Consider the following 23,705-nt stretch of genomic DNA (forward strand, 5'->3'; position numbering starts at 1 on the left):
ACGCGGTGGCCGAGAGCTTCTTTGCGACGCTCAAGACAGAAGAGGCTGCCGAGCCTTACGCCAGTAGGGAACAAGCCAGCCAATCCATCGCTGCTTACATCCACGGCTTCTATAATCCAGCCCGGCTACACTCGGCGCTGGACTATCGCTCGCCTAACAACTACGCCCGGCAGCTCCCGGCTGTCGCATGAAACGGCTTCATGGCGTCCGTTTTCAGGGGGCCAGATCAGACACCCCCGCGAACCCATGCCTCCCCACCCCTGACAGTCTCCCGGCGTATCCGGTAGATCCACGCCATGCGTGGATGAATTCATCCGGGAAATGAATTTTCTCTGGTCGATGAATCCTCTGTAGAGCGGAGCCATGCTCCGCTGCGAGCAAGCGCAGCGCCGCGACCCGCTTTTCGCTCTTCCTTCTTCACTCCGTGGCTGGCGCGCACGGAAACTGTCCATGGCCGGTCGGGTGGGCTGTGAAGGGGTGTCCGCGGCATGGATGCCGCGGCTAAGCCCCATGGACGGGTTCACGGCGTCCCCTGCGCAGCCCACCCGACCGGCCAACCTACGGAATCTGCTTCTGAGACCCGCCACGAGGGGCTCAGCCATTGGCCGAATCCAGTAAAATCACCCGCATGAACGCCCCCACCTTCCCGTACGACACCGCCCGCCTGGGCGAACTGGCCCAGCTGCTGATCGACAACGTCCGCGAGCTGGCCCAGGCCGGCTGGACCCCCGCCACCAGCAGCAACTTCTCGCACCGCCTGGACGACCGCCACGCCGCGATCACCGTCTCCGGCAAGGACAAGGGCCGCCTGATCGAGGACGACATCATGGTGGTGGACTTCGACGGCAAGGCCGTCGGCCGCCCGCTGCGTCCGTCCGCCGAAACCCTGCTGCACACCCAGCTGTACCGCCGCTTCCCGGAAATCGGCTGCGTGCTGCACACCCATTCGCCGGTGCAGACCATCGCCTCGCGCCTGTACGCGCCGCAGGGCCATGTGCACCTGGAGGGCTACGAGCTGCTGAAGGCCTTCGCCGGCAACAGCACCCATGAAATGGCCGTGGACGTACCGGTGTTCGCCAACACCCAGGACATGGACGTGCTGTCGGCCCAGGTCGACGACCTGCTCGACCGGCAGAACCTGTGGGGCTACCTGATCGATGGCCACGGGCTGTACGCCTGGGGCCGCGACATGGCCGAGGCCCGCCGTCACCTGGAGGCCTTCGAGTTCCTGTTCCACTGCGAGCTGGAACTGCGCAAGCTGCGCGGCTGAACCCACGCGCAGGTGCAGATGCCGATCCGGAATCTGCGCCCCGCCCCCGCCCTGCTACCCTGTCTTCCCCCCGAGACGTTCAAGCTGCCGCCATGAGCCGACTGCGCATCTACGACGACACCCGCCCCGAATCGCCGCTGCTGGACACCCAGGACGGCGCACGCATCGCTGCCGAGCTGAAGCAGATCGGCGTCACCTTCGAACGCTGGCAGGCCACTGCCCCGGTCGCGCCCGGCGCCAGCCAAGATGAAGTGTTCGCCGCCTACCGCGCCGACATCGACCGCCTGGTCGCCGAGCGCGGCTTCAAGAGCGTGGATGTGGCCTCGATCGCCCCGGATAACCCGAACCGCGCCGAGCTGCGCAAGAAGTTCCTCGACGAACACTTCCACAAGGAAGACGAAGTGCGCTTCTTTGTCGCCGGCTCCGGCCTGTTCACCCTGCACGTGGAAGACAAGGTCTACGAGATCGAGTGTGTGAAGGACGACCTGATCGCCGTGCCCGATGGCACCACGCATTGGTTCGACATGGGCGATGAACCCAGCTTCGTGGCGATCCGCTTCTTCACCGAGCCGGATGGCTGGGTCGGTCACTTCACCGGCACCGACATCGCACAGAAGTTCCCCCGTTACGTACCCACCCAGGCATCCTGATCCATGCAGCCCCGCGTCATCCTGACCGATATCGAAGGCACCACCAGCAGCATCTCGTTCGTCAAGAACGTGCTGTTCCCCTACGCGCGCCAGGCGCTGCCCGGCTTCGTCGCCGAACACGGCCAGGAGCCGGACGTGCGCCGCTGGCTGGATGCGGTGGCCACCGAGATCGGGGGTGCCTGCCAGGACAGCCTGGTGGTCGAAACGCTGCAGGGCTGGATCGACCAGGACCGCAAGCACACTGCGCTGAAGGCCCTGCAGGGCCGGATCTGGGATGCCGGTTACCGCCGTGGTGACTACACCGCGCACTTCTACCCGGAAGTGGCGGCAGTGCTGAAGGGCTGGCACGCCTCGGGCCTGCCGCTCTACGTGTACTCCTCCGGCTCGGTGCCGGCGCAGAAGCTGTTCTTCGGCTTCAGCGATGCCGGCGACCTCAGCCCGCTGGTGTCGGGCTGGTTCGATACCGAAGTCGGCGGCAAGCGTGAGGCCGACAGCTACCGCCGCATCGTGCAGGCGATCGGCGTACCGGCCGGCGAGATCCTGTTCCTGTCGGATGTGGTCGAAGAGCTGGACGCCGCCCGTGAAGCCGGCCTGCAGACCCGCCTGATCGACCGCCTGGACGACTACCCGCTGCCGCGCACCGGCCAGGCTGCCAACGGCCATGAGCGGGTCGAGAACTTCCAGCAGATCCAGCTGTGAAGCGACGGGTAGATGCCAACCTTGGTTGGCACCTACCAAAGCGGGATACCCCTCAACGATCGTTGAGGGTCTTCACCTTCAGCGCGTCGCGCAGGTTCGTCAGGTCCACCGGGCCACGCACCGCGATGTCGCGGATCTCGCCCGGCAGCAGGTCCAGCAGGTTGTCTTCCACCTGCACCTCCAGTGCGCCGAAGTCGATCCACGCCGCACGTACATAGGCCGCGCTCTGCAGCCGCAGACGATAGTGGTCGCCTTCGATGGCGAGGGTCGCCTTCAGCTTCTGCCGCGGCAGCACCTGGTCCTTGGCTTCGACGAATCCGACCACCTGCCGCGCACTCACCGTGCCGTGCTGCAGCAGCTCGAACACCGCCACCGTACGCCTCGGGTCGGCACCGGCCAGCAGCTCCGCGTCGCGGAAATCACCGATCGCGGTAACACCTTCCGCCGCCAATGCGACCGCTTCCTCACGGCGGCGCAGCACCTTGCCCTCCACGTCCATCACCCGCAGCCGCCAACGCGCATCCTGCGCGGCGCCATCATTGATCAGGCGCACCCGCGTGCGGCCCTCGTCACGCAGCGCCGCCACGGTCACCGGCGCGAAGAAGCGCCGCGCGGCGAAATGCAGTGCCTTCCAGCGGCCAAAATAGTCCACGCTGGACCAGGAAGCGCCCGGCCAGACGTCGTTGAGCTGCCAGTACAGCGAGCCCATCGTGTACGGCCGCGAGGCGCGGTGATGCAATGCTGCCAGGGCGATGCCATCGGCCTGCATCACCTGACTCAGGTAGACGAAGTCCTCGAAGTCCTTCGGTGTGCCATAGCCCAGCTCGATGTAGTGCAGCAGGCGACTGTTGCCCTCGCCGGCCATGAACTTCTGGTGCGCGCGGATCACCGGGCTGTCGATGCGCTGCTCGGCGCGGGTGGCGATCTGGTCCACCGTCGCCACCGACGGCCACGCCTGCAACCCGTACTCGGACATGAAACGCGGGGTCTCGCGCAGATAGGCCTGCACCGGCAACGCCGGATTGCCCCAGACCTGCCAGTAGTGTTTGTCGCCGCGGGTGGAATCGTTGGCCTTCTCGTCCAGATCGTTGCTGGGCGAGCTGGACCAGTACGGCACGCCCAGCCCCTCCTCGCCCACCACCTGGCGCAGGTCGTTGCCGAACAGGTCGACGTAACCCTGCCAGACCTTCGCCGCAAATGCCGGGTCGGCCGCCTTCAGGTCGCGGCCGTGGCCCCAGTCCTTCCAGGCGGTTTCTTCTTCGTTGTTGCCACACCACAGCACGATGCTGGGGTGATGGCGCAGCCGGCGCACGTTGTCGCGCGCCTCGGCGACCACGCTGGCGCGGAACGCCGGATCGTAACCCGGCTGCATGCCACCGCCGAACATGAAATCCTGCCAGACCAGCAGCCCCAGCTCGTCAGCGATGTCGAAGAACGCGTCGTCCTCGTAATAGCCGCCACCCCAGTTGCGCAGCATGTTCATGTTGGCATCACGCGCCGCCACCAGCACCTGGCGCAGGCGTGCGGCATCGACACGTGCGGGGAAGGCGTCGAACGGAATGACGTTGGCGCCCTTGGCGAAGATCGGCACGCCGTTGATGACGAAGGCAAAGCCCTGCCCGCCCTTGCCGTCTTCCTCACGGCGCAGTTCGACCGTGCGCAGGCCGATGCGCTGCTCACGGGCCAGCTCCGGCGTGCCACCATCGTCCAGGCGGGCCTGCACCGTGTAGCGGTCCTGCGCGCCGTGGCCGACTGGCCACCAGCGCTGCGGATCGGCCAGTTCAACCGGAACCTCGACGCTGTTCTGGCCGGGCGTCAGCAGCACCGTGCGCTGCACCTGGGCCACGCTGCGGCCCTGCGGATCCTGCACATCCACCTGCACCACGGCCGAGCCCGCCGCCGCGCCCTGCTCGACCTGCAGCAGCACCGCCAGCTTCGCCTGCTCGGCGCTCAATGCATCAGTGCGCACGGCCACATCGGTCAATCGATGCGTATCCCAGGCCTGCAGGTCGACACCGCGCCAGACGCCGGCGGTGACATAGCGCGGGCCCCAGTCCCAGCCGAAGTGGTAAGCCGGCTTGCGTGCGAAGTTGCCGACCATAGCGTCCTTCGGCTCGTCGCCATACGGCGACGGGTAGTTGCCGGCGATCTTGTGCGGCATTGCCTGCACGCCCGGCAACAGCGTGCGGATCGGCGAACGGAACACGATCTGCAGTTCATTGTCTTTCGCTCGCAGGCGGCCTTCGACCCGAGCGCGCCATGTGCGGTGTGCGTTGTCCGCGCGCAGCAGCGGCTTGCCGTTGAGCTCGACCTCGGCGTAGGTATCCAGGCCGTCGAAGCGCAGTTCGGCATTGGGCTTGGCCAGCGTCGCGGCATCCACGTCGAAGCGGGCGCGGTACTCCCAGTCCGCCAGGCCGATCCACTGCAGCTCGGCCTCCGGCGCGCCAACGTAGGGATCGCGGATCAGCGCGTGGGCCAGCAGGTCGGTGTGCACGCTGCCGGGCACCTGGGCCGCACGCCACTGCTGTAGACCGGGATGGGCCGCACCCTGCGCGTCGCCGGGCAGCATGCGGAATTCCCACTGCGCCTGCAGCGGGGCCGCCAGTGCAGGGAACGCGGAGACTGCGATCAGCAGCAGGAGCAGGCGGACAACGAGGGGAAGGCGATGCACGGGATGCTCCTGTTTTTCCGCCGGGCAGGGCCCGGCGCTACCTGCAATTCCAGTTCATGGCAGTGCCGGGCCATGCCCGGCGTACCAACCTCAACGCACCACGTTCAACACTTCGTAGCACGCGCCCATGGTGTGGTAATCCACCTTGCCAGCCGGGCTCTTCTCGTCGCTGTACTTGCGGTTGTCGGCATCGAGGATGCGGAACCAGGCGCCGTACTGGTGGTCGACGAAGTGCTCCCACGCGTACGCCCAGATGCGCTCGTACCACTGCCAGTAGCGGTCATCACCAGTGCGCTTGGCCATCAGCGCCGCGGTAGCCAGCGTTTCGGCCTGCACCCAGAAGTACTTGTCGTCGTCGCAGACGAAGCTGTCGCCACCGATCGGGGTGCCCTCCATGCCCGGCTGGCGGCGCGATTCCGGCGCGAAACCGTAGTAGAGGCCGCCACGCGACTCATCCCAGCTGCGGGCCACGGCCACATCGAACAGATGCTGCGCGGTCGGCACCAGCCAGTCGGCCTGCACATGGCGGTCCAGGATCAGCAGCAGCTTGGCCCACTCGGTCTGGTGGCCCGGCTGGAAGCCCCATGGGCGGAACAGGTGCTTGGGGTCGTCCAGGTTGTAGTCCCAGTCGATCTCCCAGTTGGAATCGTAGTGCTCCCAGACCAGGCCACCGGCCTTGGCGGCCTGGCGGCGGGTCATGTTCTCGGCCAGTTGCAGCGCGCGTTCCACGTAGCGCTGCTCGCCACTGGCCTCGAACGCCGCCAGCATCGCCTCGCACATGTGCATGTTGGCGTTCTGGCCGCGATAGCCGGTGAAGTTCCACTGGCCGTCCGCTTCATCCTTGTAGAGCCCGTACTGCGGCTCCCAGAAGCGCGCCTCCAGCAGCTGCCAGGTCTCGTCCATCCACGCGCGGGCCTGCTCGAGGCCGGCCTTCAGCGCACAACTGTAGGCCAGCAGCACGAACGCCACACCGTAGCAGTGGTTCATGTCGTCCTCGACCTTGCCGTCGCGCAGGGTCCAGGCGTAACCGCCAGTGGCCGGATTGCGATGCACCTCGCGCAGGTAGCGCACGCCGTGCTCGACGGCGTCGCGGTACTCGGCATTGCCGAACTCGCGGTAGGCCATCGCGTAGTTGAAGACGAAGCGCGTGCTGCTCACCAGGTGGCGGTGGCTGGCATCGTAGATGCTGCCGTCATCACGGAAGTAGTGGAAGAAGCCGCCGTTCGGATCGATGCAGCGCGGGTGGTAGAACGCCATCGTGTCGGCGATATGCGCACGCAGGAACGCGGGTGAACGAAAATCGGGCGAGGTGCTCATGCGGTAATGTCCTGGGCCTGCAGCAGCTGCTGCACTTCATCGAGCGAGGGCATCGCGGCGAACGCGCCCTTGCGGGTAACAGCCAGCGCACCCACGGCGGCGCCAAAGCGCAGCGTGGCGGTGATCGCCTCCGGGTCCTGGCAGAACGCGGCGAAACCTGCACCGGCCCCGCCCCGCTCCAGCAGGCCGACCAGCACGCCACCGACGAAGGCATCGCCGGCGGCCGTGGTATCGACGGTGGCCACGCGGAAGCTGGTGACCGTGCCGTGGTTGCCGCGGGTATACCAGTGCAGCGTGGCCGCGCCATCGGTAACGATGACCCAGCGTGCCTGCGCCGCCAGCAGACGCTTCAGCACCACGGCCTCCCCATCGGCACCCAGCGGTGCCGCCAGGTAGTCCAGCTCCTCGCGCGACAGCTTGACCAGGTCGGCACGCTCCAGCGCCTGCCACAGGCGCGGCGTCGGGTCCTCGTTGGCCGGCCAGAGGGCCGGACGAAGATTGAGGTCGAGGCTGACCACCGCACCGGCGGCACGCGCGCGCTCCATGCCGGCGAAGGTCGCCTCGGCGATGGAGGGCTCGGTCAGGCTGTTGGAACAGACGTGGAAGCACTGCGCGCTGTCGAAGCAGGCGGCCTGGAAGTCACTGTCACGGAACAGCAGATCGGCGGCCGGCGGGCGGTAGAAACTGAAGCTGCGCTCGCCGCTGGCATCCAGCGCAACGAAGGCCAGCGCGGTCTTGGCCGCATCGGTACGCGCGATGTAATCCGTGCCAACGCCGTGTTCGACCAGGCTGTCGGCCAGGAAGTCACCGAACATGTCGCGGCCCAGCATGCCGACGAACTGGGTCGTCGCACCGAGGCGCGCTGCCGCCACTGCAACATTGGCCGGCGCACCACCGGCGTACTGCAGGAACGCGCGCGGCGCGTCGGCCGAAGCCGGCGGCTGCGCTAGTAGATCGATCAAAATTTCGCCGAAGCAAACGATGGAACCCATTCCGGACTCAGCCTCCCTGCGTTGCGGAAGCCGGCGTACGTGCGCCGACCAGTCCATAGAAGATGATGTAGCCGTAGCACAGCAGCGGCAGGATGAAGCTGGCCTGCACACCAATGTGGTCGGCCAGCTCGCCCTGCAGGTACGGCACCACGGCACCGCCGACGATGGCCATGATCAGCAGGCTGGAGCCCTTGTTGGTCAGCGGGCCCAGGCACTCGATGCTCAGCGCGAAGATGGTCGGGAACATGATGGAATTGAACAGGCCGATCGCCACCACCGAGTACAGCGCGATGTTGCCGGAGCTCAGCATGGTGGTGACCAGCAGCGCCACGTTGACCAGCGCGAAGATCGCCAGCAGTCGGCTCGGTGAGAAGCGAGCCAGCAGCGCGGAGCCGGCGAAGCGGCCGATCATCGCCATCGTCCAGTAGGCCGACACGTAGTGCGTGGCTTCCTGTTCGCTGAAGCCACCGATGTTGGGCATCGACAGGTAGTTGACCAAGAAGCTGCCGATTGACACTTCGGCGCCGACGTAGAAGAAGATGCCCAGCACGCCCAGCAGCAGGTGGCGCTTGCGCAGCGCATCCAGGTAGCTGTGGTGGTGGCCCTGGTCGGCCTGCTCGGTGGCGTCGCTCAGCGCCGGCAGGCGGAACAGGAACACGAACAGCGCCAGCAGCACCAGCGCCACGGCCAGGCCCACGTACGGACCCTGCACGGCCTGCGCCTCGGCGGCACGGTAGGCCAGCTGCTCGGCGGCCGGCAGCGCCGCGATGTCGTCAGCGCTCTTGACCGTGTTGGACAGGATCAGCATGCCGCCGAAGATCGGGGCGATGGCCGTGCCCAGCGAGTTCAGCGCCTGCGCCAGGGTCAGGCGGCTGGAGCTGGTCTGCTCCGGGCCCAGCAACGCGACGTAAGGATTGGCAGCGACCTGCAGCACGGTGATGCCGGTAGCCAGCACGAACAGCGCACCAAGGAAGGCGCCGTACACGCGCAGCTCGGCTGCGGGCCAGAAGCCCAGTGCACCGATACCGGCGATCACCAGCCCGGCCACGATGCCCTTCTTGTAACCCAGCGCGGCCACCAACCGGCCCGCCGGCAGCGACATCAGGAAATAGGTGCCGAAGAAGGTGAACTGCACCAGCATCGCCTTGGCGTAGTTCAGCTCGAACACCGCCTTCAGGTGCGGAATCAGGATGTCATTGAGGCAGGTCAGGAAGCCCCACATGAAGAAGATCGTGGTGACCACGGCCAGCGCCTTGCCGTTGGTGACGGCGGGTGCGTTGCCCGAAGAACCCGATGGACGGGGCGTTGCGGAGATCGGCATGCGGTTCGCGCCTCGATGCGCGGAAGGTCGTTGTTGCGTGGAAGGGGTACGTGGAAGGAATCAGTTCGGCCGTGCGGCACTGCTTTCGCGGATGCGCAACTGCACCGGCGCGACCGTGCGCCTCGGAGGCGCATCCGGTTCGTCCAACCTTTGCAGCAGCAGCGCGGCGGCTTGGCGACCGCGCTCGCGCGGGTCGGCGGTCAGCGTGGTCAGCGGCGGCACGGCCACCGCGGCCTCGGAAATATCGTCGAAGCCGGTCACCGCGAAATCACCGCCGGGACGGATGCCGCGCGAGTTCAGGCCCAGCATCAGGCCCAGCGCGACGGTGTCGTTGTAGCAGACCGCCGCACTCGGTCGATGGCCGTCGGCAAACAACTCATCGGTACGCGCCGCGGCTTCCAGGCGGTTCGGCGCCGACTCGATCATCCAGCCCGGCGGCAACGACAACCCAGCCTCGGCCAGCGCCTGCTGGAAACCGGCGCGGCGCTGGTGGCACGAGCTCGATGCCGCATGGCCGCCGAAGAAGGCGATCTGGCGATGGCCGCGCTCGATCAGGTGGCGCGTAGCCAGGTAGGCACCGTGCTGGTTGTCCAGGGTCAGGAAGTCCCAGTCGGCGCCGTCCAGTTCACGGTTGAACAGCAGCACGTTGGCATTGGCACCCAACGCCTGGCGCAGCTGCGCGGTGTCGCTGCCTTCGGCCGGCGACAGGATCAAGCCGGCCGGGGTGTGTTCCATCAGCGTGGACAGCACCGCCTGCTGACGCTCCGGTGATTCGCCGGTGCTGCCCAGCAATGTTACGTAACCGCGCCCGCCCAACGCCTCGTCCACGCCGGACGCAAATTCGGCGAAGAACGGGTTGGACAGGTCGTTGATCACCAGCGCGATGCTCGACGAGGTACGACGACGCAGGTTGGCGGCCGCGCGGTTGTAGACATAGCGTTGGCGACGCAGTTCTGCCTCGACCTTGGCCCGGGTATCGACGTTGACCAGCGGACTGCCGCGCAGCACCAGCGACACGGTGGCCCGTGACACGCCGATGGCACGCGCGATGTCGGTCACCGTCACCGCCTTGCCGGCGCGCTTGCTGGGACTGCTGCCGTTGTCGTTCATCGTCTTCCCGGACTCCGCTGGAGGCTCAAGCCTAATGGATCAGGGCCGTGTCGTGCCGTGCCGTTCGCTGGGTCACCGCGAACGGCACAGTCCGGCTCAGCGCAGCTGGCTGCCCGGCGCCGCGCACCAGGACACCGGCAGATCCTTCACCGCCGTGCCCCAGCCCTGCTCCGGCGCCTTCCCGTCGAGCGCGAAGTGCAGGCGCGGGCCCTGCTGCAGGCGGTCCCAGTCCAGCCACACCGGTGCATGCGCCTGGCCGTCGACCTGCACGCCCTGCACGTACTGCAGGCGGCGGCCATCGGCGCCCGGCGCATCGATGCGCAGCGTGCGGCCGTTACCCATGTCCACTTCCACCTTGCTGAAACGCGGGGTGTGCAGCAGGAACTGGCCGCTGCCCGGCACCGCCGGGTACACGCCGATGGCGCTGAACAGGTACCAGGCCGACATCGTGCCGAGGTCATCGTTGCCGGTCACGCCGTTCGGCGCATTGGTGAACAGCTGCTGCGCAGCGCGCACCACGGCGGCGGTCTTCCACGGCTGGCCGATCAGCGTGTACAGCCACGGCGAGTGCAGGTCCGGTTCGTTGTTCGGGTTGTAGCGGAACTGGTTGTAATAGCTGTACGGCCCCACCACCCACTCCTTGCGGGCGGCATTGAGCGGATCGGCCTGCAGCGCGTCCATCGCGAAGAAGGCATCGAGGCGGCGGCCGGCCTGCTCACGGCCGTCCATCGCTTCGACCAGGCCCGGCACGTCCTGCTGCGCCAGCCACTGGTACTGCCAGGCGGTGCCTTCGTGGAAGCCATGGTGCGAACGCGGGCTGTAGTGGCCATCGGCCGGGGTGTACCACTGGCCGTCCTCGGTACGCGGTCGCGGGAAACCGGTGAAGCCGGTCTCGGCATCGCGCACCTGCGGGTCCCACACCTTGCGCCAGTTGCGGCCGCGCTCACGCAGCGTCGCCGCATCCTGCGCGTGGCCGAGGCCATCGGCCATCTGCGAGAGCGCGCAGTCGGCCAGCGCGTATTCCAGCGTGGCCGAGCCACCGTGGTGCGGATCGACGTCCATGCCCTTGGACGGGTATGCACGGTCGTAGACCACATAACCCTTGTCCAGGTAGGTGGGGTTGCCGGAGCGGCCAGCCATGCGCGAGTTCAACGGCGGCGTGCCGAAGGCGTTGCGGCGCAGCGCATCCCAGGCCTGCGATTCGCGGCCCTTGAGTGCACCGAAGCGCCACAGGTCGACCATGAACGGCGTGACCGGGTCGCCGGTCATGATGTTGGTCTCGAAGTTGGCATAGCCCCAGCGCGGCAGCCAGCCGCCCTGTTCGTCGATCGCCAGCAGGGTACGGCCGATGTCACGCGCCACGTCCGGGCGGGTCAGCGCAAGCCACTGGTTCTGCGCCCGGTAGGTATCCCACAGCGAGAAGTACTCGTAGTAGGTCCAGCCGTCGGCACGATGGATGCCATCGTCGTAGCCGCGGTAGCGGCCGTCGGCGTCGTTGCCGGTCATCGGCTGCAGCAGCGCATGGTAGACCGCGCTGTAGAACACCGCGCGGTCGTCGGCGTTGCCCCCCTGCACGCGCACCCGGCCCAGCTGCTCGCGCCAGGACTGCTGGGACAGCGCACGCATGCGGTCGAATCCGAGCAGGGCTCCACCCTGCATGCCCTCGGCGCGCAGGTTGGTGCGCGCGCCTTCGGCATCCACGTGCGAGATCGCGCTGACCGCCGTCACCGACTGGCCCTTGGCCAGATCGAAGCTGAGCCAGGCGCCGTTCGGCTTCTGCTCGCCTTCCATGCTGTGGCGTGCACCGGGAAGGCCACCGCCCTCACCCCAGGTGCCGTGCGCCTTGAACGGGCGGTCGAACTCGATGCGGAACCAGGTGGTGTACTGGTGGCCGCCACAGAAACTCTTGGTGACCAGCTTGCCTTCCACCACGCGGTCGCCGACCACGTCGACCACGCTGCCGATCACCGAATGGCGCTCGTTGGCCTGGCCGACATTGACCAGCACGTGGCCTTCGCCCTGGCGCTGGCTGAAGGTGTAGCGCTCGGCGGCGGCGCGGGTGCGCGCGGTCGCCTCGGCGTCGATGCCGCCATAGCTGGTCAGCCGCACCTTGTAGTAGCCGGCCTGGCCGATCTCGCCGTCATGGGTGTAGTTCGATGCGTACGCCTTGTGATCGAACTGCTTGGCGTTGCCGGTATCGAAATCACCGCCCGGACCGATGCTGCCGGTCACCGGCAGGATCGACACCTGCCCACCCTGCTCCCAGCAACCGGCGCCGGAAATGAACGAATGACCGAAGCCACGGATCTTCTCGTCGTCGTAGCGCCAGCCGGAATAGTGGCTGCCGATCGGACTGACCTGGATCAGGCCGAACGGCGCCGACGCGCCCGGGAAGGTATTGCCGTCGTCCTTGCTGCCGATGAAGGTGTTGACCTCACGCTCCAGTGCTGCCGGCGTGGCCTGCAGCAGCATCGGCATGGCCGAAAGCGCCAGCAGGCAGGCCAGGCGCGCCAGCGGGCGCGAGGTCGATGGGACGGCGGGAGCGGACGGCACTGGACGCATGTCGGGTTCCTGTAGTCGATGACACGGAGGCAGACGGCCGGGGCCGTCCGGCTCGCTTCCGCTGAGCCCTGCCATGATCGGCAGAGAGCTCCCCCTGGAATGACGCCCGACCCACCAGACCGTGGATTTAGATCGATTCAAGTAGAGCATGCAGGTTCAGCCGAATGCATTCTGCGGCGCAGCATGAGATGAGGATGTTCGGCAGGGCTGCGCCCTGCACCTGCTCCGAGCTGGAGCAGCAGCAACAGCAACAGCAGAAGCTGGTTTCCTGCGGGGAGTCGGGCTGGGTCCGGTTGCGGGGGACGCCGTAAACCCGTCCATGGGGGCTTGGCCGCGGCATCCATGCCGCGGACACCCCCGCAACCGGACCCACCCCGCCTTCGACAGATTTCCGCGATCTGTAGATCCACGCCATGCGTGGATGAATCTCTGTCAGATAGCGAAATCAATTGGGGTCAGATCCGTTTTCCAAAGGAAAACGGATCTGACCCCATGACCCCATGCCGCACCAGGATCAATCCAACCGTCACCGGGAAACTGTCGAAGGTGGGGCGGTGTCGGATTGTGGGGTGTCCGCGGCATGGATGCCGCGGCCAACCCCCCAAGGGTGAGGGCGCTTTGCTTGCGAAGCACTGCTTCGCAAGTGCCCGAACGCACAGCCGCCAGCGGCTGGGCCGGACCGCGGCGCGGGGTTTACGGCGTCCCCGCAATCCGACACCGCCCCGCCCAACCCACGGAAAACCAGAGCCGTTCTGGCTTTGGCTTTGGCTGTAGACGTCGCCCTGGCTTGAAGCAGGTGCAGGGCGCAGGCCTGCCGACGCACCCTCCTCTGCGCACGAAAACGATTTCACTGTTTTCAGCAAACCGTCATAACTTCGCCACGCCAGTACCATATTGCGCAGCAGCATGCGCCCATGCGCGACCCATGCTACAAAACGCCCGCCCATCGCTTAGATCGATCCAAGACGACGTTGCGATGGCCGGGAGTTGGGGAAGCAGGAACAGGACGTACCAGGCCACGCGCACGGTGCTACTGCCACTGCATGGCGAAAGCGACAATGTCACTTCAAATTAGATCGATTCAAGTTGTCCGTGCCACGTCACCGGATCAATCCAGGAGAGAGGGAGAGATGGGAATGAAGCATTCAACACGCACGCACGGCCAGGACGCATTGTCACTGGCCATCGCGCTGGCCTTGGTCGCCGCCGTCATTCCGGCAGGCGCCGCCGCGCAGCAGGCCGCTTCCACCGGCTCGCAGGACGCCACCAACCTGGACAGCGTCCAGGTCACCGGCTACCGCTACGCCATCGAAAAGAGCCTTGAGCAGAAGCGCGACGCCAACGCCGTGGTCGAGGTGATCACCGCCGAAGACGTCGGCAAGTTCCCCGACAAGAACGTCGCCGACGCGCTGCAGCGCGTGCCGGGCGTGGTCATCACCCGCAGCGGTGGCGAAGGCAAGAGTGTCAGCGTGCGCGGCCTTGCGCCGGACCTGACCCTGACCCAGCTGAACGGCAACTACGTCGCCACGTCGGAAACCAACGACGAGGCCACCCGTTCGTTCAACTACACCCTGCTGCCGTCGAACATGCTGTCCAGCGCCGAGCTGTTCAAGTCGCCGGAAGCACGCATCGACGAAGGCGGCATCGGCGGAACGGTGATCCTGCACACCCGTCGCCCGCTGGACATGGAATCCAACTCGGGCTTCGTCACGCTCGAGGGTACGTCCTCCGATACCCACCACGATATCGACCCGCAGGCGTCGGCGTTGTACTCGTGGCACAGCAAGGATGAGCGCTTCGGCGTGCTGGTCGGCGTGACCCAGCAGAAGCGCACCACCCGCACCATGGAAGCCAGCACCGAGGACTACCAGTGGTATGGCGCCGGCAAGGCGCGCGATGCCTATGGCAACGTGCAGGCGCAGGACGGCATCCACTACTGGTGGGGCAGGTCCGGCTTCAACAACCAGACCGGCGGCAACTACAGCGACTTCTTCATGCCGACGTCGGTCAACTTCGCCGTGAAGGAAGAAAAGCGCGAGCGCAAGGGCGGCCAGCTGACCTTCCAGTTCAAGCCGGTCGACAACGTCACGATGACGGCCAACTACTTCCGCTTCGAGCTGCAGGGTGACTACACCCAGAACATGCTGAAGATTCCGGAATGGAGCATGGCCCGCTTCAACGGAGACGGAAACTGGGCGGGCGGCCGCCTGCTCAACGGCCTGGACTTCGACCCCAGCGGCAACACTGTCACCGGGGCGCAGTTCGAGAAGCTGGCCGGAAAGACCTACTACTGCAGCGAAGACCAGGCCAAGGCGGCCGGCCTCCAGCCCGGCGGCTGGGGCCCGGACGACTGCACGGTTCCCACACCGCAGCTGACCGGTGGCTACAGCAAGGAAAAGGCGCTGTCGCAGACCGCTGACCTGACCATCGACTGGGATATCAGCCCGCTGTGGAAGGCCTCGTTCACCGGCGGCCGCACCTGGTCCGAAGGTGGTCCTTCGATGAACTTCCGCATGTCGGCCAAGCCGCGCCGCAAGGTCGGCAACGACTATCTGTCGGGCAATCTGTACAGCGCCTGGGATCTGACCGGCACGCCCTCGGCCACCTTCTCTCCCGACCTGCAGCAGCAGCTGATGAACGGCATCGCCGAAGTCGACACCGGCTCGACCGATTCGTCGTGGAAGCGCACCGAGGTCAAGCAGAACTACTTCCAGGCCGACGTCACCAAGTTGTTCGAATCCGGCTGGCTGGACTCGATCCAGTTCGGCGCCAAGTATCGCGACGGCAAGGTCCACCGCAATACCGGCAACACCTATTGGGTGTGCCCGGGCCGTGACCCGGCCGACTATGACAACAGCCGTTACCAGAGCGGTTGCGATCCGACCGCTGGCGACGCGCAGCCCGGCTTCTTCCTGTCCAATCCGATCAGCAACATCGCGGGCGGGTTCAATGCCAACGTGTTCCCGGGCATCAACTACCCGGCCTACATCGATTACCTGAACAAGACCTACGGCGGTTCGCACAACCGTACCGAGGAAGACTTCGTCTACAACGTCAACGAGAAGATCTACTCGGGCTACTTCCAGGCCAACTTCCGCACCGAGCGCGTGCGCGGCAATGTGGGCGTGCGCGTGGTGCGCACCAAGCAGTTCGCGCAGTCCTCCGATTCGATCGAGAAGTTCAACGACTACTTCCTGGACAACGCCTCCGGCGCGCCGATGGCGTGCACCGACCCGGCCGCTGCGGCCTACCCGACCTACAGCTGCGAGAGCGGCTTCGTGCGCCTGCCGCACGACCTGGCGCAGAGCAAGACCTACAGCCTGATCGGCGTGGACCGCACCTACACCGACGTGCTGCCGAGCTTCAACATTGCCTGGGACATCACCGATACCCTCGTGTTGCGTGGCGCCGCCTCCAAGGTCATCGCCCGTCCTGGCTACACCGACATCGCGGCACCGGGCGCACTGAGCTACTACAGCGACGAGTACGTCAATGACCGCCGCGTTGCCGGCGGCGCCTCGACCGCAGGCTGGGTCGGCCAAGGCAGCAACAAGCAGCTGGAACCGTTCAAGGCCACCCAGTTCGACCTCGGCCTGGAGTGGTACTTCCAGCCGGGTGCGGTGGCCGGTGTCGGCCTGTTCCGCAAGAACGTGGACAACTTCACCCTGCCGGTGGTGCGCGACACGCCGATGGTCATCGGCGGTGAAGCCGTGAACGTGCAGCGCTACGAAACCCAGGCCAATGGTCGCGATGGCGTGTCGCAGGGCGTGGAGCTGTACGGCCAGTACACCTTCGATTTCGGTGTTGGCGTGCAGGCCAACTACACCTACAACGACACCAACCTGGCATCCATCGTGCTTGATGGGCAGGAAATCGGCTCCTCGCCGCTGGTCGGCAGCGCCAAGAACCAGGCCAACGTGACGGTGTTCTACGAGAACGAGAAGTTCCTGGCGCGCGCTTCGTTCAACCGTCGCGGCCAGGTGGTCGGCGGGCTCAACAACGGCCTCACCGTCTACACCGAACCGTACGACCAGCTGGACCTGAATGTTGCCTACAACCTGACCCCGGACTGGACCCTGACCGCATCGGTGATCAATGCGACCAAGTCCGAGCAGCGCGTGCACCTGGGCAACGACACCAAGGCCCGCCTGATCTCCAACACCTACGCAGGCCGCCAGCTGTACTTCGGCGCCACCTGGAAGTTCTAAGGCACTACGGGTTGCCCAGGCCCTCCCCGGCGCAACCCTCGCCCCGCCCCGGTGGGGACGTTCCTCCACGGCAGCCGCGCTGGTACAGGTGGCTGCCGTCTTCATTGGTACGTGCCCGTTGGTGCGTGCTCACCGGTGCGTCGTCATTCAGCCCGGCGCTTGACCCTGCCATCGTTGGAAGGTGCACACTGATTCCACCTCACGAGCACCGAAGGAGCTACAGATGGAATTCCATGTCGACGGCATGACCTGCGGTGGTTGCGCGCGCAGCGTGACCCGCGCGATCCAGCAGATCGATCCGAACGCCAGCGTGGTTGCCGACCCGCCGACCGGCCTGGTCAAGGTGCAGACCACCGCGTCGCAGGAACAGGTGTTCGCCGCGGTGAACGATGCCGGTTTCCCGCCGCGTACCGTCTGATCCCCTGCCCTGCGTCCACAAGGAAGCCCGCCCCATCCGCTGTCACAGGGCGGGCTTTATAGTGCACGCGATATCGACTCACTGCTTCTGGCTGCGTCGCCGCACCGCACCGGTCTTTGCCGTATCGACCGTCACCGGCGTCTCATCGTCCTCACCCAGCCGCTGCAGGATTGGGCACTCCGGGCGCTCGTCTCCCGCGCAGCAGCTGATCAGCGATTTCAGCGTGTCCGCCATCTGCCGCATGTGCTCGATGCGCTGCTCCAGATCGGCGATGTGCTGCTCGGCCAGGCGCTTCACGTCGGCGCTGTGCCGCGAAGTGTCATTCCACAGGCCCAGCAAGTCGGTGATTTCGGCCACCTGGAAGCCGAGATCGCGTGCGCGGCGGATGAAACGCAGGCGGTGGATGTCCGCCTGCGAGTAAGCCCGGTAGCCCGACTCGGTTCTATCGGCCGCAGGAATCAGGCCGATCTGTTCGTAGTAGCGGATCATCTTCGCCGACACGCTGGAGGCCTTGGCAGCGTCACCGATATTCATGCGGATCTCCTTCAGTGGGTGGCAGCGGCGGCGTCCGCCATCGGTGGCTGAAAGCGGCGCAGGCGCAGCGCGTTGCCGAGCACGAACACGCTGGACAATGCCATCGCACCGGCCGCGAACACCGGCGACAGCAGCACGCCCCAGACCGGGTACAGCACACCGGCCGCCACCGGAATCAACGCGGTGTTGTAGGCGAACGCCCAGAACAGGTTCTGCCGGATGTTGCCCAGCGTCGCCTTCGAGAGCGCGATGGCATTCGGCACGCCCTGCAGATTGCCCGACATCAGCACCACATCGGCCGATTCCACTGCGATATCCGTGCCGGTCCCGATGGCCAGGCCGACATCGGCCTCGGCCAGCGCGGGTGCATCGTTGATGCCGTCTCCAACGAACGCTACATGACCGTAGGTGGCCTTCAAGCGGCGCACCGCCTCGACCTTGCCTTCCGGCAGCACCTCGGCCACGACCTCGTCGATGCCGAGCTGCCGCGCGATCGCCTGCGCGGTACCGGCGTTGTCACCGGTGATCATCGCCACCTTCAGACCGAGCTGATGCAGTGCAGCGATCGCGGCCGGCGTGCTCGGCTTGATTGGATCGGACACCGCGATGATCGCGGCCAGGCGACCGTCGACGGCGGCATACAGCGGCGACTTGCCCTGGCTGCCCAGCGCTGCCGCCAGCGTCGCAGACACAGTGATGTCGACGCCGAGGTCGCGCATGAAGCGATCGGCACCGACCTCCACCCGCGCACCATCGACGTTGGCACGCACGCCCATGCCGGTGACCGATTCGAAATCGGCCATCGCCGGCAACGCGATGCCCTGCTCGGTAGCCGCGTCAACGATGGCGCGGGCAATCGGATGCTCCGAGCGCGATTCCACCGCCGCCACCGCCGCCAGCACCGTGCTGCGATCGAAACCGCCGGTGATCTCGAAGTCGGTGAGGCGCGGGCGGCCCTCGGTCAGCGTACCGGTCTTGTCCACCGCCACCACCTGCGCGTCCTTCAGCAGCTGCAGCGCCTCGCCCTTGCGGAACAGCACGCCCAGTTCGGCGCCACGACCGGTGCCGACCATGATCGAAGTCGGCGTAGCCAGCCCCATCGCACACGGGCAGGCAATGATCAGCACCGCCACCGCATTGACCAGCGCGAAGCTCAGCGCCGGCGACGGGCCGAAGATCAACCAGACCGCGAACGTCGCCAGCGCCGCCAGCATTACCGCCGGCACGAACCACAACGTGACCTTGTCGACCACGGCCTGGATCGGCAGCTTCGAGCCCTGCGCCTGTTCGACCATGCGGATGATCTGCGCCAGCATGGTCTGCGCACCCACTGCGGTCGCACGTACCGTCAGTGCGCCCTTCTGGTTGACCGTGCCACCGACAACGCTGCTGCCCGGCAGCTTCTCGACCGGAGCCGGCTCGCCGCTGATCATCGACTCGTCGATGTAGCTGCGGCCTTCGATCACCTCGCCATCCACCGGCACGCGCTCGCCGGGGCGCACTTCCACCACGTCGCCGCTCAGCACTTCATCGACCGGGATGTCGGCCGCGCGACCGTCACGGATCACATGCGCGACCTTGGCCTGCAGGTTGACCAGGCGCTTGATCGCCTCGGAGGTGCGGCCCTTGGCACGCGCTTCAAGGAAGCGGCCGAGCAGGATCAGCGCGACGATCACTGCCGCTGCTTCGTAGTAGACGTTGACCGTGTCCTGCGGCAACAACCGTGGTGCAAAGGTCGCCACCACCGAATAGCCGAACGCCGCGGCGGTGCCCACCGCCACCAGCGAGTTCATGTCCGGCGCAAGCCGCAGCAGCGCCGGGAACCCCTTCTGGTAGAAACGGCGGCCCGGAATGGCCAGCACCAGCGCGGTCAGCACGAACTGCAGGTACCAGCTGGCCTGCATGCCGATCGTCGACATCACCCATTTGTGCATGCCGGGAATCAGATGCGACCCCATCTCCAGCACGAACACCGGCAGCGCCAGCGCGGTCGCCACGATCAGGTCGCGCTTCAGTTCAGCGCGCTCGGCATCCTTCTTTTCCGCAGCCTCGTCATCGGAGTGCACACCCGCCTCGATCACGTGTGCGTCATAGCCGGCCTTGTCGATGGCGGCGACCAGCGCTGCGATATCCGCCACGCCGCGCACGGTGGCGCGTTCGGTGGCCAGGTTGACCCTGGCCTGGCTGACCCCCGGCACCGCGAGCAGCGCACGTTCTACACGGCCCACGCAGGACGCGCAGGTCATGCCCTCTACCGACAACTCCGTAGTGCCGGCCGGCACGTCATAGCCCACCCGCTCCACCGCCTGGATCAGCGCGGCACGATCAACCGGACCGGAAGCGCGGATATCCGCGCGCTCGGTGGCGAGGTTCACAGAGACGCTGCCGACGCCCTCGACCCTGGACAGTGCTGCCTCGACCCGGCCCACACAGCTGGCGCAGGTCATGCCCTCGATGGGCAGGCTGATGGTGGCGGGGCTTGCGGGGGCCGCAATGGCTCGGGGCGTGCTCATGATCGGATTCCCGGGGTTCCTTCTGGATGCGGACAGGCTAAACCTTGCCATCGTGGGAAGGTCAAATCCAGCCGCCCCGGGATCGACCGGTAGCGCCGGGCCATGCCCGGCGTACCGCCTGAAACCCGCCTCAGAAGGTGAACACGTACTCCAGCGCGAACTCGCGGCCCACCGCACCCAGCAGGCGGGTCGGGGCGAAGTCGTAGTCCAGCTTGTACGGATCCTTGTGGTTCCAGCTGGCCGAGTTGAACGCGTTGTTGACGTACACGTTGACCTTCGCGTGTTCGGTCACCTGGTAGCCCACGTTGAAGTTCCAGGTGATGAACGGCCCGACCCTGCCGAAATAGCGGGCGGTCTGCTGGCCCGCATTCGGGTTCGGGTTGGGCGAGCCGTCGGGACGCGTCGCCGGCTCCAGGCAGTTCAGCGACGGGCTGTCACTGGGCACGTAGCCATCGGCGAACGGCAGGCAGCCGCCGGGGTTGTCCAGGCGGTCGGTGCCCCAGTGATAGCGCACGCCCGGCACCGAGCCGACGCGGTCGGCATAGACATTGGCGTTCCAGTTGCCCCGCTGCCAGGCCAGGCTCGCGCGCAGCTTGCTGCGCAGGTCACGGTCGCGGCGCTCCGGATTCGGGTCGTTGGCGTAGCGCTGTTCCTTGGTGGAGATCTGGTTGGTGTAGTTCAGGCCCAGCTGGAAGCTGCCCCACTGTGCGGTGTCCAGGCGATAGCGTGCGGTCAGGTCGATGCCACGCACCTCACGACTGGCCAGGTTGAACGGGCCGCGATCGATCGATACCAGGCGCCCGTTGCTGTCGCGGTTCACACGGGCCAGGATGCCGGCACAGTACTCGCCGCCGGCCGGATTGGCCCACGGCGTACCGTCCATGTTCTTGCCGGTCAGACAGCCCGCTTCGCTGGCCAGCACCTCGTCGGCGCCAACGTCGACGATCATGTCTTCCAGTTTGATCGCCCAGTAGTCGGCGCTGACCGACAGGTTCGGCAGCACGTCCCAGACGAAGCCGACGGTCCACGAATCACCGGTTTCCGAGCGCAGCAGCGGCGTGCCACGGCGGTTCACATCGAACGTGTACCAGACATCAGTGTTGCCCACGCCGCAGTTGTTGACCAGGTAGGCACCACTCTGGATGCAGCGCAGGCGGTCATAGGTCTGTACTTCCGAGCTGCTCGGCTGGCCCAGCAGGTAGTGCATGTCCGGCGCATGGAAACTGGTAGCGTAAGAGCCGCGCACCAGCAGCGATTCCACGGGGCGCCATTCCAGGCCGACGTTCCAGGTGGTTTCCTTCTGGCTGCCGATGTCCAGCGCTTCGCTGCTGTCGTCGGCCTTGTAGTTGCCATAGCGGTCATAGCGCGCGGCCGCGGTGGCGGTCACGCTCTCCAGCAGCGGGATCTTGAACTCGACGCCGGCCGAATAGCGGGTGCGCTCGCCGCCGCCGCGATCGACGTTCTGCAGGTCGAAGTCGATGCCGGCGCGCGGGTCCGGACGGAGGTGGTAGCCCTGCTGCGCGACTTCGGCCACGGCGGCGAACGAGATCGGGCCGGCCCAGCCCTGGAACAGCTCGCCGGTGATGTCCGCCGAGGCCTGGTTGACCCACGACGCCGCACGGTTCTTCGCCACCGTGCCCATCTGCCAGTACTGGTCCGGCGTCAGCGGATTCCACCAGCGCGATTCGTTCAACGCGTAGATCGCTTCGCCATCGGCAGTGGTGCCGAGGCGCGGGCCGAGGAAGTAGTCGTACGACTTCTGCTTGTCCACCACGTTCTGCCGCTCTTCCACGCGGTAATACGACCGCCCCACCGTGGCGCTCCAGTCGAAGCGGTCAGCGAGTCGGCCGCGCAGGCCGGCGCTCCAGTCCCAGGACAGTTCGCGATTGGTGTTGCGCAGCGTATCCAGTCCGCCCACCTCGTTCGGAGTGAACTGGCGCGCGCCCAGGATCGGGCGGTTGCGGTTGGCATCCCAGTAGTAGCCGTTGTCATCATCGACCAGCGACACGCCGGGCGGGTTGGTGCCCCAGATGGCCTCCGAGCGGTATACCGCCAGGTTGGTCCAGGCCTGCAGGTCGTTGCTGAAATCAAAGGTGGCATACAGGTTGCCGGACACGTTCTCGGCGCCGCCGGTGAGCAGCCAGTTGGCGTAGTCGGCGCTCATGCCGCACAGCCGGCCGGTGTTGGTGATGGTGTTGGCGGCGTAGTTGTAGACCAATCGATCGGCGGTGTAGTACTCGCCATCGAACTTCTCGCAGGTGCCGGCCGGTGGCGCCAGGCGCTGGCCGTTGCTCGGATCGATCAGCGCCAGGCCGGCGGTGGGACGGAAGCCAACCTTGCGCTGTTCCATGTTCCAGGACGGATACGGTGCATCATCGGCGTCGTCCATCTGCGGGCGGTCGCGGCCGAACAATGGATCGCGCTTGGTGTACTGCAGCGCGTAGGTCACGCTCCAGTTGTCACCGGTCCTGCCACCGGCCCAGGACAGGTCCCAGGTATCACGGCCGCCTTCGGTGGAGGTGCCGCCGCGTACGCGTACTTCATCACCGTCGTAGTTCGTTTTCAGGATGACGTTGACCACACCGGCGATCGCATCGGAACCGTAGATGGCCGAGGCGCCACCGGTCAGTACTTCGATGCGCTCCACCGCCGCGGCCGGAATGTTGCCGTAGTTGGAGAAGTTGGTCTCGCCGCCATAGGGCAGCGGATAGTCGGCCACGCGACGACCGTTGACCAGCAGCAGCGAGCGGTTCGGGCCCATGCCGCGCAGGTTCAGGCCGCTGGCGTTGGGCGTGTGCGAGCCCCATTGCGAGGCCGCCTCGACGGTGCCGGTGGCCTCGGTGAGGGTCTTCAGCGCGTCGTACACGCTGACGAAGCCTTCCTTCTGGATCTGCGCGGCGCTGATTACGTTGACCGGCGCCGGGCCCTCGACGCTGGCGCGCTTGATGCGCGAGCCGGTGACCGTGACCGCGTCGAGATCCTTGGTGGACGAACTGGCCGCCTCCTGCGCACTGGCAGCCAGGGGAAGCAGGGCCAGGACCAGGGCCTGGGACAGCAGGTGACGGCGCTTGCGGACGATCTGAGCCATGGGTGGTTGCTCTTCGAAAGTGTGGACGCATGGACGGGTGGTGGTGCGGCACTACGGGTGATCCGGGCGCCTGGATCGGTTCGGGACCGACGCAGCACCCTCCCCTGTGGATCGATCCAAACTAAAGCACAGCTGAATCACACCCGGCATGCGGCAACGCAGCAACATGCAGCGACATGCCGCTATTGGCTGCCAGTACCCATAGCAATCAAAGGGTTGCGAAACATCGCTGAGAGACCGGCGCACACGTCAATGACACGATCACGACCACCCCGCGCGGAACGGTTCTGTCCGTGATGGCGTGTACGCACGACAGCGCGTCGTTGTAGAGCCGAGCCCGCGCTCGGCTGCT

15 protein-coding genes are annotated in these 23,705 nt (G+C 66.4%); 6 read left to right on the plus strand and 9 right to left on the minus strand.

The window, feature by feature from the left end; all coding sequences use genetic code 11:
* The 4 genes from AC5P8Z_RS00005 to mtnC form a co-directional block, all read left to right on the plus strand.
* A partial coding sequence (locus tag AC5P8Z_RS00005) for an IS3 family transposase (RefSeq protein WP_495227652.1) occupies positions 1 to 191 on the plus strand: 191 nt, incomplete at its 5' end.
* Positions 192 to 628: 437 nt separating this feature from the next.
* Positions 629 to 1,270 (plus strand): methylthioribulose 1-phosphate dehydratase, encoded by a 642-nt coding sequence (locus AC5P8Z_RS00010; protein WP_286071832.1) that lies wholly within the window; start codon positions 629 to 631, stop codon positions 1,268 to 1,270.
* A 92-nt stretch (positions 1,271 to 1,362) separates the two neighbouring features.
* Positions 1,363 to 1,920 (plus strand): 1,2-dihydroxy-3-keto-5-methylthiopentene dioxygenase, encoded by a 558-nt coding sequence (locus AC5P8Z_RS00015; RefSeq protein WP_286071831.1) that lies wholly within the window; start codon positions 1,363 to 1,365, stop codon positions 1,918 to 1,920.
* Positions 1,921 to 1,923: 3 nt separating this feature from the next.
* Positions 1,924 to 2,619, plus strand: a complete 696-nt coding sequence (gene mtnC, locus AC5P8Z_RS00020) for an acireductone synthase (protein ID WP_286071830.1) — start codon at positions 1,924 to 1,926, stop codon at positions 2,617 to 2,619.
* A gap of 52 nt (positions 2,620 to 2,671) precedes the next feature.
* Here the strand turns inward: mtnC and AC5P8Z_RS00025 are convergent, their stop codons facing one another.
* From AC5P8Z_RS00025 to AC5P8Z_RS00050, 6 genes are all read right to left on the minus strand, one after another.
* Positions 2,672 to 5,290: a beta-mannosidase gene (locus AC5P8Z_RS00025; protein ID WP_495227655.1), complete on the minus strand. Its 2,619-nt coding sequence runs from the start codon at positions 5,288 to 5,290 to the stop codon at positions 2,672 to 2,674.
* 90 nt (positions 5,291 to 5,380) lie between these two features.
* Positions 5,381 to 6,607, minus strand: coding sequence for an AGE family epimerase/isomerase (locus AC5P8Z_RS00030; RefSeq protein ID WP_495227656.1), 1,227 nt, complete (start codon positions 6,605 to 6,607; stop codon positions 5,381 to 5,383).
* Positions 6,604 to 7,599 carry a carbohydrate kinase family protein gene (locus AC5P8Z_RS00035; protein WP_295568081.1) on the minus strand — a complete coding sequence of 332 codons (996 nt, stop codon included), beginning with the start codon at positions 7,597 to 7,599 and terminating at the stop codon, positions 6,604 to 6,606. The genes AC5P8Z_RS00030 and AC5P8Z_RS00035 overlap by 4 nt, the downstream gene beginning before the upstream one ends.
* 7 nt (positions 7,600 to 7,606) lie before the next feature.
* Complete coding sequence (gene fucP / locus AC5P8Z_RS00040; RefSeq protein WP_295568079.1) at positions 7,607 to 8,920, minus strand: L-fucose:H+ symporter permease; 1,314 nt, start codon at positions 8,918 to 8,920, stop codon at positions 7,607 to 7,609.
* 60 nt (positions 8,921 to 8,980) lie between these two features.
* Positions 8,981 to 10,030 (minus strand): LacI family DNA-binding transcriptional regulator, encoded by a 1,050-nt coding sequence (locus AC5P8Z_RS00045; protein ID WP_106551310.1) that lies wholly within the window; start codon positions 10,028 to 10,030, stop codon positions 8,981 to 8,983.
* Between the two features lie 96 nt (positions 10,031 to 10,126).
* Positions 10,127 to 12,592, minus strand: a complete 2,466-nt coding sequence (locus tag AC5P8Z_RS00050; protein WP_495227658.1) for a GH92 family glycosyl hydrolase — start codon at positions 12,590 to 12,592, stop codon at positions 10,127 to 10,129.
* 1,130 nt (positions 12,593 to 13,722) lie between these two features.
* Here AC5P8Z_RS00050 and AC5P8Z_RS00055 point away from each other — a divergent pair.
* Positions 13,723 to 16,800 (plus strand): TonB-dependent receptor, encoded by a 3,078-nt coding sequence (locus tag AC5P8Z_RS00055; protein ID WP_495227660.1) that lies wholly within the window; start codon positions 13,723 to 13,725, stop codon positions 16,798 to 16,800.
* A 223-nt stretch (positions 16,801 to 17,023) separates the two neighbouring features.
* Positions 17,024 to 17,218, plus strand: a complete 195-nt coding sequence (locus AC5P8Z_RS00060) for a heavy-metal-associated domain-containing protein (protein ID WP_049436233.1) — start codon at positions 17,024 to 17,026, stop codon at positions 17,216 to 17,218.
* A 78-nt stretch (positions 17,219 to 17,296) separates the two neighbouring features.
* On the opposite strand, the gene cueR is transcribed toward AC5P8Z_RS00060, so the two are convergent.
* The 3 genes from cueR to AC5P8Z_RS00075 form a co-directional block, all read right to left on the minus strand.
* Positions 17,297 to 17,752, minus strand: a complete 456-nt coding sequence (gene cueR, locus AC5P8Z_RS00065) for a Cu(I)-responsive transcriptional regulator (RefSeq protein ID WP_286071824.1) — start codon at positions 17,750 to 17,752, stop codon at positions 17,297 to 17,299.
* An 11-nt stretch (positions 17,753 to 17,763) separates the two neighbouring features.
* Positions 17,764 to 20,265, minus strand: a complete 2,502-nt coding sequence (locus AC5P8Z_RS00070; protein ID WP_495227662.1) for a heavy metal translocating P-type ATPase — start codon at positions 20,263 to 20,265, stop codon at positions 17,764 to 17,766.
* A 130-nt stretch (positions 20,266 to 20,395) separates the two neighbouring features.
* A complete protein-coding gene (locus tag AC5P8Z_RS00075) occupies positions 20,396 to 23,353 on the minus strand; it encodes a TonB-dependent receptor plug domain-containing protein (RefSeq protein ID WP_495227663.1) in 2,958 nt (985 codons plus the stop codon).
* Positions 23,354 to 23,705: the final 352 nt, after the last annotated feature.

It is taken from the genome of Stenotrophomonas sp. YJH_SMC_17, assembly GCF_059371655.1.